The organism is Porphyromonas vaginalis (assembly GCF_958301595.1).
Lineage (GTDB): Bacteria > Bacteroidota > Bacteroidia > Bacteroidales > Porphyromonadaceae > Porphyromonas > Porphyromonas vaginalis.
In genome coordinates, this window is record NZ_CATQJU010000001.1 from 412,835 (window position 1) to 428,373 (window position 15,539).

9 protein-coding genes are annotated in these 15,539 nt (G+C 54.8%); 7 read left to right on the plus strand and 2 right to left on the minus strand.

All coding sequences use genetic code 11. The features are described 5' to 3' along the window. Nucleotides 1–17 precede the first annotated feature (17 nt). Nucleotides 18–1,358 carry a U32 family peptidase gene (locus Q2J34_RS01590; protein ID WP_300969117.1) on the minus strand — a complete coding sequence of 447 codons (1,341 nt, stop codon included), beginning with the start codon at nucleotides 1,356–1,358 and terminating at the stop codon, nucleotides 18–20. Nucleotides 1,359–1,491: 133 nt separating this feature from the next. Here Q2J34_RS01590 and Q2J34_RS01595 point away from each other — a divergent pair, with 133 nt between their 5' ends. Continuing rightward, nucleotides 1,492–3,981, plus strand: coding sequence for a patatin-like phospholipase family protein (locus Q2J34_RS01595; protein WP_300969118.1), 2,490 nt, complete (start codon nucleotides 1,492–1,494; stop codon nucleotides 3,979–3,981). Between the two features lie 127 nt (nucleotides 3,982–4,108). Here the strand turns inward: Q2J34_RS01595 and rplS are convergent, their stop codons facing one another. Then, nucleotides 4,109–4,474: a 50S ribosomal protein L19 gene (rplS, locus tag Q2J34_RS01600; protein WP_300969119.1), complete on the minus strand. Its 366-nt coding sequence runs from the start codon at nucleotides 4,472–4,474 to the stop codon at nucleotides 4,109–4,111. A 1,161-nt stretch (nucleotides 4,475–5,635) separates the two neighbouring features. Here rplS and Q2J34_RS01605 point away from each other — a divergent pair. The 6 genes from Q2J34_RS01605 to dnaE all read left to right on the plus strand — a co-directional run bounded on the left by Q2J34_RS01605 (nucleotide 5,636) and on the right by dnaE (nucleotide 15,526). Continuing rightward, a complete protein-coding gene (locus Q2J34_RS01605) occupies nucleotides 5,636–6,289 on the plus strand; it encodes a PASTA domain-containing protein (RefSeq protein WP_300969120.1) in 654 nt (217 codons plus the stop codon). Further along, nucleotides 6,273–7,397 (plus strand): RluA family pseudouridine synthase, encoded by a 1,125-nt coding sequence (locus tag Q2J34_RS01610; protein ID WP_300969121.1) that lies wholly within the window; start codon nucleotides 6,273–6,275, stop codon nucleotides 7,395–7,397. Before Q2J34_RS01605 ends, Q2J34_RS01610 begins: the two co-directional genes overlap by 17 nt. Before the next feature lie 30 nt (nucleotides 7,398–7,427). Beyond that, complete coding sequence (locus tag Q2J34_RS01615) at nucleotides 7,428–8,417, plus strand: D-alanine--D-alanine ligase family protein (protein WP_300969122.1); 990 nt, start codon at nucleotides 7,428–7,430, stop codon at nucleotides 8,415–8,417. Beyond that, nucleotides 8,414–9,592, plus strand: a complete 1,179-nt coding sequence (locus tag Q2J34_RS01620) for an acyltransferase (RefSeq protein ID WP_300969123.1) — start codon at nucleotides 8,414–8,416, stop codon at nucleotides 9,590–9,592. The genes Q2J34_RS01615 and Q2J34_RS01620 overlap by 4 nt, the downstream gene beginning before the upstream one ends. A 140-nt stretch (nucleotides 9,593–9,732) precedes the next feature. Next, a complete protein-coding gene (locus tag Q2J34_RS01625) occupies nucleotides 9,733–11,184 on the plus strand; it encodes a trigger factor (RefSeq protein WP_300969124.1) in 1,452 nt (483 codons plus the stop codon). 520 nt (nucleotides 11,185–11,704) lie between these two features. Continuing rightward, on the plus strand, nucleotides 11,705–15,526 hold the full coding sequence (gene dnaE, locus Q2J34_RS01630; RefSeq protein ID WP_422763793.1) for a DNA polymerase III subunit alpha: 3,822 nt from the start codon (nucleotides 11,705–11,707) through the stop codon (nucleotides 15,524–15,526). The last annotated feature ends 13 nt before the right edge of the window (nucleotides 15,527–15,539 follow it).

A 15,539-nucleotide genomic window follows, 5' to 3' on the forward strand; every position in this document is an offset into this window, starting at 1 on the left:
ATTCCTAGTTTTATTCCCTACCCCCTGAAGTGCTGTACCTCCGTACGCTCTCTAAAGAGGTAGAGCCGGTCATTCGCCCGCACCTTACGGGGTACAGGGATGGAGATGCGTTGCCCCTTAGTAGCACGAGAGACCGGCTCCAACTCGTAGCGCATCTCCGAGAGCGTCATATCGACCACGCCCGTCGTCGGCCCGATGATCAGGATGCGATCGTCCAGTGCCAGCTCGCCACTCTCCACCTCTATCTCGGCGACTCCTATCTTGCTAAAGTACTTAACAATGTGAGCCACGTACTCCTTCTCACGCACAGCACTAGAGCCAGCAAAAGGTGTCCACTCGCCCAGCCGCTGTCCGAGATAGTAACCATCCCAAAAGCCTCTGTTGAAAACCTCCCGTAGCCGTTCGTCCCACTGCACTATCCGAGCCTCATCGTAAGTGCCCGCACAGACAGCGTCTATAGCCTCGCGGTAGCACTGCACCACCGTAGAGACATACTCCGGGCCACGAGCGCGACCCTCTATCTTAAAGACCGTGACACCCGCCAGCATCATCTTATTGATGAAGTGGATCGTCTTCAGATCCTTAGGCGACATAATGTTTGGGTGCGTCACCTCTAGCTCGACCCCCTGACGATCATCGTAGACGCGGTAGCCACGGCGACAGATCTGTGCACAGCTACCCCGATTGGCACTCGTATCTTGATGGTGCAGACTCAGATAGCACTTGCCCGAGACCGCCATGCAGAGCGCCCCGTGGGCAAACATCTCTATCTCCACCAGCCGTCCCGACGGCCCGACGATATGCTCCTCCGCTATCTTACGTCTGATCTCTGCCACCTGATCTAGATTCAGCTCACGAGCCAAGACCACCACATCGGCAAACTGTGCGTAGAAGCGCAAAGCCTCCCAGTTGCTAATGTTGAGCTGTGTAGAGAGATGCACCTCCAGCCCCAGGCGATGCGCCTCCATCAGGGTCGCCACATCGGCAGCGATCACCGCCGTAATCTGTGCCTGCTGCGCATGGTAGAGGATCTCGCGAAGTAGCGTCAGGTCCTCATCGTAGATGATCGTATTGACCGTCAGGTAGCTCTTCACACCACTCCTCCGGCAGGTCTCCACGATACGGTAGAGGTCATCTGTCGTAAAGTTGTAGGCAGACTTAGCCCGCATGTTGAGCGCCTCAATGCCAAAGTATATGCTATTCGCTCCAGCACGTATCGCAGCACTCAAGCTCTCATACGACCCCACAGGAGCCATCACCTCATAGCGGCTAGGGTCACGCAGCTCCTCGGGGAGCGTCACCAACTCACGCTTTATGATCGAGTCGGTCGTCTCTATTCTCTCTGCACGTTCATTCATAGGGACAAAGATACAAACTTACCCTCAAGCGACCGCATCCGTCGATCCACACGCTAGTACTTCAGTTTGCCAAAAAGCGTACATTTGTACCCCACCCTATCCATTGCTTACGCTCCCAAATGACGCACGACCTATGATTTCGCGTATCTATACAAAACAATCATCGATCCTACTCACTAGCCTAATCTTATGTATCATAGCTCTCTGCACTCCTACCACGATGCAGGGGCAGCAGAGCGACCACGTCTGCGACAGTACTCAGATGCGCTGCGGCTTAGTACTCAGTGGCGGTGGAGCTAAGGGACTAGCACACATCGCGCTCCTCGAGCTGATCGACTCACTGCAGATACAGGTGGACTACCTCTCTGGCACCTCTATGGGTGCCGTCGTGGGCGGTCTCTACGCGACGGGCTACAGTGCTGCCGAGATCAAAGAGATGGTGCGTCAGGAAGACTGGGGGCGTGTCTTGAGCAATCGTCTACCTTATGACAAGGTAGATATGTGTGAGAAGGAGGACTACGGGACTTACACCCTAGAGTTTCCCATCCGTCGAGGTGTCCCTAAGATTCCCTCTTCACTTATTGAGGGGCAGTACCTGATGGAGGTGCTGATGCGCTACACCTTCCCCGTGCGGCATATCAAAGAGTATAACCAGATGCCTATACCGCTACAGCTCGTAGCTTCAGATGCTGGGAGTGGCGGAGCCTACGTGATGACCTCTGGGTCGTTACCACTCTCTATACGAGCTAGTCTAGCGATCCCCGCCGTCTTCGCACCCGCCATTGTCGATGGCAAGCTCCTAGTCGATGGCGGTCTCGATCGCAACTTTCCCGTCGAGGAGGTGCGTGCTATGGGAGCAACCTTCGTCATCGGCAGCTATACGGGAGCTAGATTGCGAAATGCGGAGGAGCTAGAGCACAGCTCTATCGGTGTCATCCAGCAGTCTTATGCACTCCTGACCAAAAAGGAGGTAGAGCGTCAGGTAAGTCAAGTAGACGTAATGCTAGACTTCTCTCAAGCACTCAGAGACTACACCTCGGCAGACTTTAGTCAGCGTGATCGGATCATAGCCCTCGCTGAGGCAGAGGCTCACAAGCTCTTGCCTCAGCTCATCGCGCTTAAGGCGCAGCAAGTCGCACAGGGCATCAACTATCAGAAGCGACAGCTCGTCACGGTCTCCATCCCGATCCAGCAGGTCAAGATCACGGATCAGTGGGGTGCGCCCCTAGAGCAAGCCGAGACGGAGTTCATTCGTAGCGTGATCGGGGAGGATCTCTCGCTCCTCGACTCCGTAGACCTCCTCCAGCAGCGCATCGACATGCTCATGGGCTACAACCGCTATGCGCAGGTATACTATACCTATGAGTCAGACTCGACTGCCACGGGGAGCAACGAGGTGAACACACTACACTTCTTTGTCAAAAAGAAGCCACAAGCGCTCCTCCGCGTCGGAGCTTACTACGACCCTTACGAGTCTGCAAACATCATCCTCAACACCTCACTCAGAGACCTACTCCTATCTAACTCACACCTCTCAGCCAAGCTCGCCATATCTCAGTACCCCAAGCTGCGGGCTAGCTACTACAAGTGGTTTGACGATAGCTACTCCTACTGGGTCAGTCCCTACATCTCCCTACGTCTGGATCGCAATGACGACCTCCATCTACGCTACCTCTCGCAGATAGAGAACCATACCGAGGCAACCTTCTATCAGGGCTCCATAGCCACTGGCTTGAAGATGGGCTATGCCCTGTCACCTCAGTCTGAGATAACACTCGGCGTCCAGTACGGATTGATGTATCTGTGGCAACCGCAGACGCCCTTTGCCCATGAGACGACAGGAGCAGCACAGGCGGCCAACCTTGAGCCAATACCCTTCAACTACTTCAACCAGCTCATGCAGGCTAACAAGCGACCTAAGCTAAGCTACCGCCACGGCACCTGGACGATGAACCTAGCTTACCAGCAAAACAGCTTGAATCGGAAGGCTTTTGCTACACGAGGTAATCACCTAGCCCTAACGGCTGAGCTGACGCTAAAGAACGCCTACGCGCTCTCCCCACTCCCTGATGATGCCACGGAGAGCCAGAAGCAGATTCACAATATGCTCAATCCCGAGGAAAGTTTATCCCCCCAACAGGGGCCTCTACTACATCTCTCGATCTATGAGCATGTAGTCGCTCCACTGGGCCGGAGGGTAGCACTACATGGTCGCATCTTCGGCGGGGTCAACTTAGACCTCGGCAAGCCTTGGCTGGAGAGCTTTCACTACGACAGTTACCTCTTCTTGAGTCAGAAGTTTCACCTCGGGGGCTTTGCCAATCTGGGTGTGGACAATCAGACAATCTTCTCAGGGCTACGATACAGAGAGTACCCTGTCAACAATCTCGCAGCACTCTATCTAGGCATCCAGTACACCCCGATCAAGTCTCTCTACATCACGCCACACGTCAGTGTCGGCATGGACATTCAGGCTCCCAATGTGCGGAACAGTGACCTCCTCTATGGAGCAGGCATAGATCTCGACTACGACTCCCTGATAGGTCCTATCAAACTCTCTTTCAGTCGGTCGAACGTCCTCCGTGCCTCACGCTTCTTCTTTAGCCTCGGCTATGCTTTCTGATAGCTGTGTACACCCTGTAAGAGCAGCTACCGACCATGGAACGATGATGAGATCACACCATGAGACATAAAAAGAGGCACCCCGATGGGATGCCTCTTTTTATTTGTTTTGGAGCTAGCGACGTCTGTTACTTAACGCTGGCAGAGAGGGTGCGACGCTCACGGATGCGAGCAGCCTTACCACGTAGGTTGCGTAGATAGTAGAGCTTAGCGCGACGTACCTTACCGTGACGCTCTACGTGGATCTCCTCGATAAAGGGGCTGTTGAACGGGAAGATACGCTCTACGCCCACACCGTCTGAGATCTTGCGTACGGTGAAGCGACGCTGGTCGCCATGACCGCTGATGCGGATGACCGTACCACGAAACTTCTGGATACGCTCCTTGTTACCCTCCTTAATACGGTAGTCCACGACGATCGTGTCACCGGGGGCAAACTTAGGTAGCTGCTTGCCACTCTTAAAGTCTTCTTCGACTAGCTTGATAAAGTCCATAATGCTGTATTACTTTTTTGATTAGCTATGAGCTAAACGCAATATACACAGGCGACTGGTGAGACCTAGATCTAGTGGCTCGGTCTCTCTTCCTGCCAGAGATTACGCAAAGCTGACGGCAAAGGTACAAAAATCTTGGGAACAAACAACTACCTCCACCGAACGAGCACAGGACTGACGCATCATAATCGCTCTGTCAGGAGCTACACATGAGCGATAGGCAAGACATAGATGAGGTCACTATATATAATGTATCCGCCATGGATTAGCTGTTGGCTGTTAGCTATTGGCTGTTAGCTATCGGAACCATCGGAACCATCGGAACCATCGGAGCTATCAGAGTGATCGGATCTCTAATCTCTAACTTCTAATCTCTGCCCTCTAACCTCTAATCCCTATTTACATATCTTTACGGGGAAATTCGTCCGATCCCCTCCTTTCTCGAATATCCACGTGGGGAATCTCAAATCTCCACGTGGATGTTTTTTATTTTCCACGTGGGGGCGTTTTGATTCCTCCGAAGTTTCATTTCATTCTTCCGAAGTTTCATTTCATTCCTCCGAAGAATTTTTTATTCTCCACGTGGGGATTTTGAAATATCCACGTGGAAATCACTTTTCCCCGACACAGCCCCGTATCGATATGTAGTCAGATCTAAATTATTGCAATGAGCCGGCGTTGGATTTTCCCAGCTAGGGCTTACGCATTATGATCGTTCTGTCAGGAGCGACACAGGAGCGACAAGCATGAAGTAGATAAGTGCATTATGTATAATGTGTCAGCCATGGATTGGCTATTGGCTGTTAGCTATTGGGACCATCGGAGCTATCAGAGTGATCGGATCTCTAACTTCTAACCTCTAATTTCTATAATGTATCAGCCATGCGAACGAACACACGTCCCACTCCATGTCTTACCCTAATGGAGACTGTTGCATAAAGGCGAATCGCTGTGTTGCTTTCGGGATTCGGCTTCGGTCACATACGGAGGTATGCTCCCTTCAGACCTCACCCTAAGCGCCTTGCGCTTCATCCTTTCTGCAAAGTCAGGACAATCTTGCTAGCAAGATTGTGAGACTGTTGACTTTGCAACAGTCCCTAATGATGCGACACTATCAAATTATCGTTACCTTTGCATAGTCTCCGCTAATAGATATACCCTATGCGACGTCCTACCATACTGATCCACATTGGTCTGATGATCCTAGCGTCAGTCATCATTGTCGTCCTGGCACTCGTCTGGATGAATCTCTTCACACGCCACGGATCATCTGTCGAGATACCTGACATATATGGCCTCCCTGCAAGCGAGGCGGTGAGCCTTCTAGACAAAGCTGATCTGCGCTACGAGGTGATCGACTCGGTCTACACCACAGAAGTACCCAAGGGGGCGGTCTACGACTTAAGCCCTAAGGCGGGGAGTCGGGTCAAAGCGGGACGTATCATCTTCCTCACGCTCAACGCTTCCTCCCCTCGCAACGCCATCATCCCCTCGCTCGTCGATGTATCCGAGCGACAAGCACGAGCGCGTCTCGTCAGCCTTGGCTTCGAAAACATCACCCCTAGTTACGTAGCGGGGTCCTTTGATAACCTAGTCATGGGCGTGCAGTTACCCTCAGGACAGGCCCTTGCTCCGGGTACCCGCGTACCGCTCGCCACGCCACTCATACTCCTGGTCTCTGTGGCTACTAGTGACAGCATACCGCATGGAGCTTTCACACCTTACGACTCGATCTCGGGAGCGGGTGGATACGTTGCCCCCTCCGACTCGACCACACACTCTCTAGAGCCTGACGAGGATGAGTCCTGGATGTAATCCCGATAGGGAGTCACTTTCCCTCGAGGAGCAGGAGCTAGAGGCTGACCTCATCGCTACCGACGAGGAGGATCAGTGGGTCGCAGGGGCACACGGCGAGGAGCTTTACGAGCATTACCGTGTACAGGTAGATCCCGGGCAGACACCGCTACGCATCGACCGCTTTCTAGTGGATCGTATGCCACACACTTCGCGCCATCGTATACAGCTTGCCGCCAAGGCGGGACTCATCTGGGTGGATGGCGAACCTGTCAAGAGCAACTACAAAGTCAAGCCCCAGGAGACCATCACGATGATGCTGGCGCATCCGAAGCAGGACTGGTCGATCACACCGGAGGATATACCGCTCGACATAGTCTATGAGGACGATCAGCTGCTCGTGGTCAACAAGCCCGCAGGCATGGTTGTACACCCTGGTCACGGCAACTACAGTGGCACACTCGTCCACGCGCTTGCTTACTACTTACGCAACGACCCGCTCTATGATCCGAACGATGCTTCCGTAGGTCTGGTGCACCGCATTGACAAAGATACCAGCGGGCTACTCCTCGTGGCGAAGCGTACGGAGGCTAAGATACGACTGGCGAGACAGTTCTTCCTCAAAACTACGGGACGACGCTACCAAGCACTCGTCTGGGGCAAGCTTGACCAACCGCAGGGGACGATCGAGGGCAATATAGCCCGTGATCCACGAGACCGGACCCGCATGACCGTCTACCCCCCAACGAGTGAGATAGGCAAGCCGGCCGTGACGCACTACACGCAGCTGGAGCGACTGGGCTTTGTGACGCTCATAGCGTGTGAACTGGAGACGGGGCGCACCCACCAAATACGTGCTCACATGAAGTCTATCGACCACCCGCTCTTTGGCGATGAGCGCTATGGCGGTGACCAGATCCTGTGGGGGCAGCGCACCAGCTCCTACCAGCAGTTTGTCAATAACTGTCTCAAGATCTGTCCCCGCCAAGCATTGCACGCTGAGACACTCGCCTTCGACCACCCCGTGACGGGTGAGCGGATGCACTTCTCGGCACCACTGCCCGACGATATGAGCCAGCTCATAGACAAGTGGAGACGCTATGTAGCACCGCTCGAACTCTCTAACTAAAAGAACCATTGCAATATCCCATCATACCTTATGGACAAACCCAATATTGCGATCATCTGTGGCGGATACTCTGGCGAGGCGGAGGTCTCGCAGCGTAGTGCCCAGACGATCCTCAAGCAGATTGATCAAACCCTCTTCACTCCCTATCTAGTCACCATCACGGCCGACGCGTGGAGCGTGACAGACGCTGAGGGGAAGGCGGGAACGATAGATCGTGCACTGGTCGCACGCTTTGGCGCAACCGAAGTGACCTTCGCACTAGCTTACATTACCATCCACGGCACCCCTGGAGAGAATGGTCTCCTACAGGGTTACCTAGACATGCTCGGCATCCCCTACACTACAGGTGGTGTGCTCTGCGAGGCTTTGACCTTTAATAAGGAGGCGTGCAACGCTTACCTAGCGCATCACGGCTTGCGCATCGCTCGCTCCCACTGCCTCCGCAATCACACCCAACAGCTCTCACCCGAAGAGCAACAGTTGATCGAGTCTCGTCTGCGCCTACCGCTTTTTGTCAAGCCCAACACCGGAGGCTCCAGCATCGCTACAACGCGCATTGACCAGTGGGAGCAGCTGCCATCAGCCGTGGCGGACGCTTACACCGCAGCACCCGACGTCCTCGTCGAGGAGTGCATCGTCGGCACCGAGGTGACCTGCGGATGCGTGATCCTACCCGACGACTCTTTTGCCCTACCTGTCACAGAGGTGGTGGCACACGACACTTTCTTCGACTATGACGCTAAGTACTACGGCAAGAGCGATGAGATAACCCCCGCACGCATCTCGCCAGAGCTGACACAGCGCGTACAGGAGACCTCGCTGACGATCGCCCACCTACTAGACTGCTACGGCTTCGTACGTATAGACTACATCATCGAGGCGGACGGCATCCCCACGCTTCTAGAGGTCAACACGACCCCGGGCATGACGGAGGCCAGCTTCATCCCGCAGCAGGTACATGCAGCTGGCCTACAGCTGAGCGACCTCATCACACGTATCATCAAGAGCAAACTATCATGACCACACACACAGCCCCACAGCCGTACGAGTACGACTCTATACGTCCCTACCTCGACGAGGAGGTGCCAGCTGTCGTTGCCCAGCTAGCCAACCAACCTGAGCTACGTCACGTTCTATCGGCACTGCTCTCTGAGGAGGAGACGACTGCGCTCCTACAGCACCTAAAGAGCATCCAGAGTGTTGATGCTTTTAAGGAACTCATCTCCTACCCCCTCGTAGTCAAGCTGGCGAAGCAGACCACTTTCTCCGTATCCCTTAGCGGAGCCAGTAGACTAGGCGGAGATCTGCCCACGACCTTTGTCACAAACCACAGAGACATCATACTCGACTCCGCATTTCTCAACCTAGTCATGCGAGAGCGCAACTATCTGATGCCACGCATCGCTATCGGCGACAACCTCTTCGGCAGGCCGTGGATCGAGGCAGTCGTCAAGCTCAACGACTCTTTTGTCGTGCGTCGCTCGCTACCGATCCGGCAGATGCTCCTAGCCGCTCAAGCGCTCTCTGCCTTTATCGACCAGAGCATACAGCAAGATCACAAGTCGGTATGGATCGCCCAGCGTGAGGGCCGTGCCAAGGACAATAGCGACCAGACACAGCCGAGCGTTCTCAAGATGATCGCTTCCTCGCAAAGCAGCGACCCGCTGACCCAGCTGATGCGGGTCAACATCGCCCCCACCACTATCAGCTACGAGTACGACCCTTGCGACATTCTCAAGGCGTGCGAGCTACTCTGGCGCAAGCATCACCCCAACGAGCAGTATGTCAAGGGGGGCGAGGAGGACTTGCTCAATATGAAGACAGGTCTACTCGGCTACAAGGGACGCGTACACTTTGCCGTTGGCACGCGTCTCAACGAGCTGATCACGCCTGAGCTAGAGGCTGAGCTACGAGCCCTACCCAAGCAGCAACTCTACCCGCGCATCGCCACGATCATCGACACGGAGCTACATAGCAACTACCGCCTATACCCGATCAACTACATCGCTTACGACCTCCTCCACCCTGACAAGGCGCACCCGAAGGAGCTCTACAGCGAAGCTGACAAGGAGAAGACGCTCCGCTACCTCGATGAGCAGATTGCTAAAGCACCGACTGACGCTTACAGCACCGACGAACTGCGCACGCAGCTCCTCCAGATGTATGCCCAGCCGCTGATCAATGGTCAGAACTAGCGGTTGGCTGGAGCTATCGGAATGGTCAGACTCTAATCTCTAGCCTCTAACCTCTGATATCTAATCTCTAACTTCTAATCTCTTTTTTCGTACCTTTGTCCTCTATAACTAAATATACACGCATATAGCATCTTAGTCCTATGAACATATCACACGAGCTTAAGGAAGATCAGGTTCTCTTGAACATCACGCTCACCAGTGACGAAATTAAAGAGAAAGTCACCGATCAGTTGAAGCAGCTGCGCAAGACAACTGAAACGCCAGGATTCCGCCCAGGCAAGACCCCAGCAGCACTCATTGAGAAGAAGTACGGTCAGGCTGTGCGCTTTAACGTTGTCAGCAGAGCCACATCCGATGAGGCCGTTAACTATCTTAAGGAGCAGGGCATTAAGACGATCGGCGGTCTGCTCATGGAGCAAGACGACAATAGCTATACGCCTGAGCAGACAGACTACCAGCTACAGATATCGACGGGACTGCTCCCTCAGTTCCCCCAGACGATCGATAGTAGCGTGACACTCCCCCACTACACCGTCCAGGTCGACGATGCCGAGATCGATCAGATGATCAACAACGCTCAGGCGAGTGCTGGCGAGCGCTCCGAGGTCGAGGACGTACAGGAGAAAGATATCCTCTACGTCTCTGTACAGGAGCTAGACGACAAGGGCAAGCACGCCTCTGAGGGCATCGCGCTTGAGGAGAGCTTCCTCATGCCACAATATGTGACCAATGAGGAGGTTCGCGCAGAGATCCTAAAGGCACACAAGGGTGACACGCTCACCATAGACCTACAGAAGGCTTATGACGGCAGCGAGGTCGAGATCGCCTCTTTCCTCCAGATCAAGCAGGAGGAGGTCAAGGATCACACGAACCCCTTTGAGATCAAGATCAACCGCATCCTACGCAACACACCACACGCTATCGATGAGAAACTCTTTAAGCTGATGCTCGGCCCAACGACCGAGGTGACTACCGAGGAGGGACTCAGAGCTGAGCTAAAGCACATGCAGGAGTCGCGCAACGCATCGATGGCTAACGATGTCTTTACCACGGTCGTCTCCAAGTATGTCGTCGAGCAGATCCAGGGGCTGCCCTTCTCTGACAAGCACCTAGCCCTCCTACTCAACGAAAAGACAGAGGAGGAGACTCAGGAGGAGTACGACAAGCGCATCAACCAGGTTATGCCTTACGTGCGCTACCAGTGCATGATCGCCGAGCTCATCAAGCAGCTAGACGTTGAGGTCTCCGAAGGACTGGTTCGTCAGATCGTCAGAGAGGGTGTCATGAGACAAGTACAAGCTGCTGGTCTCGGTCAGCTACTCTCCAACGATGAATTCATCGAGAGCCTCGTCAACAATACGATGGAGCAGCACAGTGAGCAGCTCTTTGCCGCTAAGGAGCAGGCCAAGGAGCAGGCTCTCGCAGCAAAGGTTAAGGAGCTAGTCACGCTCGACGAGCAGGAGCCTCTCTCTGTCGACGAGCTTTATAAGGTACACACCAAGCTCCAAAGGGAGATCAACGCGCTACTCAAGTTTCAGGACGAGGAGCCAGAGGACGAGGAGAGCGAAGAGTCAGCACCAGAAGAGGAGTAGTCTAGTACTACAACCATACATACCGATAGCGGGATTATCTCACGATGGTGAGGTGGTCCCGCTATCTCTTTGTCCCAAAGATTGTACTCAGAGAGATGCTGTAGAGGGAGGAATGTGCAAAGCCGTCTTCCTAGTAGATAGACTATGCAAAGGTAATATGCCTCCCCCCAGTGCTCTGCGCTCCAGTGTACTCTGTGTCTGTCTGTAGCCTGCAAGCACTTCCATAGACCACAAAGAGAAGCAACGCCACAAAACGATCAACATCTGCCCAGTCCCAAACGGCACCGCCCGTCAAACTTGGGTTGAAATAGTCCCCGTTAAAACAACGGACGCAGTAACGATTTGGCGCAACGGACGCACAGATCGTGCGTCCCGACAAGACGACACATTACGGAGGTTCGTCAGGGATCATTTGCGGCGAATAGTGTATCTTTGTAGGGAGGATTTGCGGGGGCATCGTTGCTCCCGAGAGAGCGACCCGAAGCTCGCTCGTACCTCTTTACATCTCACGCTCAGTCTCATGAATCACACTCCCGACACTCCCCATAGTCCCTCGGCTGGGACACGTATGTACGTACCGCTGCACGTTCACTCGCACTACTCTATACTAGATGGTATGGCGCCCGTCGAGAAGCTCGTCGACAAGGCGGTCGCCTGCGGTATGCCGGGCATTGCGCTCACCGATCATGGTGCTATGTATGGCATCAAGAACTTTACCAACTATGCCAACGATAAGATCAACGGCGACAAGCTCGCCCAGATCAAGTCGCTCCGCAAGCAGATCAAAGAGCTAGAAGCCGATGCGTCTAACGCAGACGAGATCGCACGCATCGAAGGGGAGATCAAGACGATCGAGCAGAGCCTCTTCAAGGCGATCATAGGCTGTGAGGTGTACGTAGCGCGCCGTTCGCTCGAGCTGAAGGACAAAGATGCCAAAGATCCCGACAACCCCACCCGCAGCATAGACCGCAGCGGCTACCACCTGATACTCCTAGCTAAGAATCTCCAGGGTTACCGCAACCTCATCAAGATGGTCTCCATAGCGTGGGAGCATGGTGAGTATTACAAGCCGCGTATCGACAAGAAGCTGCTAGCAGAGCATCACGAGGGGGTCATCGCCTCCAGTGCTTGCCTCGGCGGCGAGATCGCACAGCACATCCTGCACGGGCGTCTCGATGAGGCGCGCCAGACGGCACTGTGGTACAAGGAGACCTTCGGTGAGGACTACTACCTAGAGATCATGCTCCATCCGAATAGCGACTCGCCGAGTGGTCAGGAGACCTACCGCAAGCAGCTACAAGTAGCTCAGGAGGTGATCAAGATGGGACAAGAGCTGGGCATCAAGGTCATTGCGACGAACGACACCCACTTCCTCAACGAAGAAGATGCCGAGGCGCACGATCACCTGATCTGTATGACGACCAATACGCCCATCTCCGATCCTAATCGTATGCGCTACACCAAGCAGGAGTGGCTCAAGTCGCCCGAGGAGATGACGGCAATCTTTGCCGACTACCCAGACGTACTGGAGAACACGCTAGAGGTGTGCAACAAGGTGGAGTACTACAGCATCGACCACGCTCCGCTGATGCCTCACTTCGAGTTGCCCGAGGGCTTTGCTAGCGAAGACGACTACCTGCGCCACCTCACCTACGAGGGAGCCAAGAAGCGCTACGGAGACCCCGTCCCCCCAGAGGTGCAGGAGCGCATCGACATGGAGCTGGGCGTGATACAGAACATGGGCTTCCCCGGCTACTTCCTCGTCGTGCAGGACTTCATCGCAGCAGCCCGGCAGCTAGGCGTGCGCGTCGGTCCCGGTCGTGGGTCCGCAGCTGGCTCTGCGGTCGCTTACTGCCTTTCGATCACCCAGATTGAGCCGATCAAGTACGGCTTGCTCTTCGAGCGTTTTCTCAATCCCGACCGTATCTCCATGCCCGATATCGACATTGACTTTGACGATAAGAACCGCTGGCGTGTCCTCGAGTGGGTCACCAATAAGTATGGTCGCGATCATGTCTCCAACATCATCACGCTCACCACGATGGCGACAAAAGGGGCGATCAAAGGGGTGGCACGCGTCGAGGAGCTGCCGCTAGACCAAGCCAATAGGCTCTGCAAGCTCATCCCCGATAGAGCACCCGAGGGAGTCAAGCACCTCAACCTCGAGTGGATGGTGCAAAACAACCAAGAGTTTCGCGAGGCATCCGTTAGTCAGAACGAGCAGCTAGCCAATACGATCCGCTATGCCCGTCAGCTAGAGGGTACAGCCAGTACCACGGGCGTACATGCCTGCGGAGTCATCATCAGCGGTCCGCCCGTCAGCGATGTCGTCCCCCTCTCTACCGCCATCGACCCAGACACCAACGAGCGCAAGCTGGTAGCGCAGTACGAGGGTAAGGTGATCGAGCCCACGGGACTGATCAAGATGGACTTCCTCGGTCTGCAGACCCTCAGCATCATCAACGATGCCCTAGAAAACATCAAGATGAGCTACGGCATAGACCTAGACATCGACACGATCCCCGTCGACGATCCCAAGACCTTCGACCTATACTCACGCGGCGACACCGTCGGCACCTTCCAGTTTGAGAGCCCAGGCATGCGCAAGTACCTACAGCAGCTAGAGCCGACCGAGTTTAAGGATCTAGTCGCTATGAATGCGCTCTACCGCCCAGGGCCTATGGACAATATCCCCACCTTCATCGAGCGCAAGCATGGTCGTCAGGAGATCACCTACGACCTACCCGAGATGGAGCCTTACCTCAAGGACACTTACGGCATCACCGTCTATCAGGAGCAGGTGATGATCCTCTCTCGTGTGCTGGGCGACTTCACACGAGGCGACAGCGATAGCCTCCGTAAGGCGATGGGTAAGAAGAAGGAAAAAGAGATGGCCAAGTACCGCATCAAGTTTGTCGAAAACGGGGTCGCCAAGGGGCATCCACGTGACACCCTCGAGCGCATCTACGACGGATGGCAGAAGTTTGCCAGCTACGCCTTCAACAAGAGTCACTCCGTCTGCTACGCCTGGGTCGCCTACCAGACCGCTTACCTCAAGGCGCACTACCCCGCACAGTTTATGGCAGCACTACTGACCTGCAACCAAAACAAGTCCGACAAGCTCACCAAGTACCTCGAGGAGGTGCAGCACATGGGACTAGAGGTCAAGGGGCCAGACGTCAACGAGAGCTTCTCCGCCTTCTCGGCAAACAAAGAGGGCGTCATACGCTTTGGCCTCGGAGGTATCTCACACGTCGGGCTATCCGTCGCTGAGGCTATCATACAGGAGCGCGAGGAGCATGGCCCCTACCAAGACGTGTACGACTTCTTCCAGCGCACCGACCTGAGCAACTGCTCACGACGTGCGCTCGAGGCACTCATCCTGTCAGGTGCCTTCGACAACTTTGGCATCGAGCGAGAGGTTTACTTCGCACCCATCGCTAAGAGTAACGCGAGCAGCCTCTCCTATGGCAAGGACGAGACCTTCCTCACAGCACTCATGCAGTACGGCAAGATCCTCGAGAGCGAGCGCACGCAGGTGCAGGCCTCACTCTTTGGCGATAGCGACCCCAGTGTCAAGCTTCCCAAGCCAATGCCCCCCAAGGATGTGGAGCCATGGAGCCATCTAGAGCGACTCACCAAGGAGCAGACCTATATAGGTATGTACCTGAGCGCCCACCCGCTAGACCCTTACGCCTTCATCATCGAGAACATCTGCAACTGCCCCGCCTCCGATCTAGAGCACTTTGCCGAGCTAGGGCTCACGCAGCTCACCAGCGCCGGGCTAGTCACCAAGGTGCGTCAAGGCATTAGCAAGAAAAACCAACCTTACGCCATTATCCAGATCGAAGACACCTCTGGCACGGGCGAGATACCGCTCTTTGGGCAGGATTACGTAAATTTCGGTAACTTTGCACAGGAAGGACTAGCCATCTTAGCGAAGATGAGCGTCACGCCAAGCCGATACGATCCAAATCGCCTCTACCGCACTGTGCAGAGCATGCAGCTCCTCTCAGACATCACTGAGGATGCCTTCAGGAGCATCCAGCTGACGATCAATCTGAGTCAGGGCGCCGATGCCACCCCAACGGTTGCATACGAAGAGGGTGCCGACGGCGAAGAGGAGATACTCGACCGCCCCAACACCCTCGAGGGTGCTATCGAGCTGGGCAACGCAATCAAGGATCACCCTGGTAAGACGGAGCTAGAGATAACCTTCTGCTCCTCTATGGTACCCTACACGACCACCATGTATGCACCCAGCATAGAGCCCGGCAAGTGGCTCCTAGAGATCGTCAAGAAGTACCAGATCCAGTGTACCGTACAGACGGCTAAGGGATAGTCCCCACCTATTA

Excerpts from the sequence above, each read along its gene's own strand:
- Q2J34_RS01615 (WP_300969122.1), top strand. The coding sequence starts at position 7,428 with ATGGACAAACCCAATATTGCGATCATCTGTGGCGGATACTCTGGCGAG.
- Q2J34_RS01595 (WP_300969118.1), top strand. The coding sequence starts at position 1,492 with ATGATTTCGCGTATCTATACAAAACAATCATCGATCCTACTCACTAGC.
- dnaE (WP_422763793.1), top strand. The coding sequence starts at position 11,705 with ATGAATCACACTCCCGACACTCCCCATAGTCCCTCGGCTGGGACACGT.
- Q2J34_RS01625 (WP_300969124.1), top strand. The coding sequence starts at position 9,733 with ATGAACATATCACACGAGCTTAAGGAAGATCAGGTTCTCTTGAACATC.
- rplS (WP_300969119.1), bottom strand. The coding sequence starts at position 4,474 with ATGGACTTTATCAAGCTAGTCGAAGAAGACTTTAAGAGTGGCAAGCAG.
- Q2J34_RS01610 (WP_300969121.1), top strand. The coding sequence starts at position 6,273 with ATGAGTCCTGGATGTAATCCCGATAGGGAGTCACTTTCCCTCGAGGAG.
- Q2J34_RS01620 (WP_300969123.1), top strand. The coding sequence starts at position 8,414 with ATGACCACACACACAGCCCCACAGCCGTACGAGTACGACTCTATACGT.
- Q2J34_RS01590 (WP_300969117.1), bottom strand. The coding sequence starts at position 1,358 with ATGAATGAACGTGCAGAGAGAATAGAGACGACCGACTCGATCATAAAG.
- Q2J34_RS01605 (WP_300969120.1), top strand. The coding sequence starts at position 5,636 with ATGCGACGTCCTACCATACTGATCCACATTGGTCTGATGATCCTAGCG.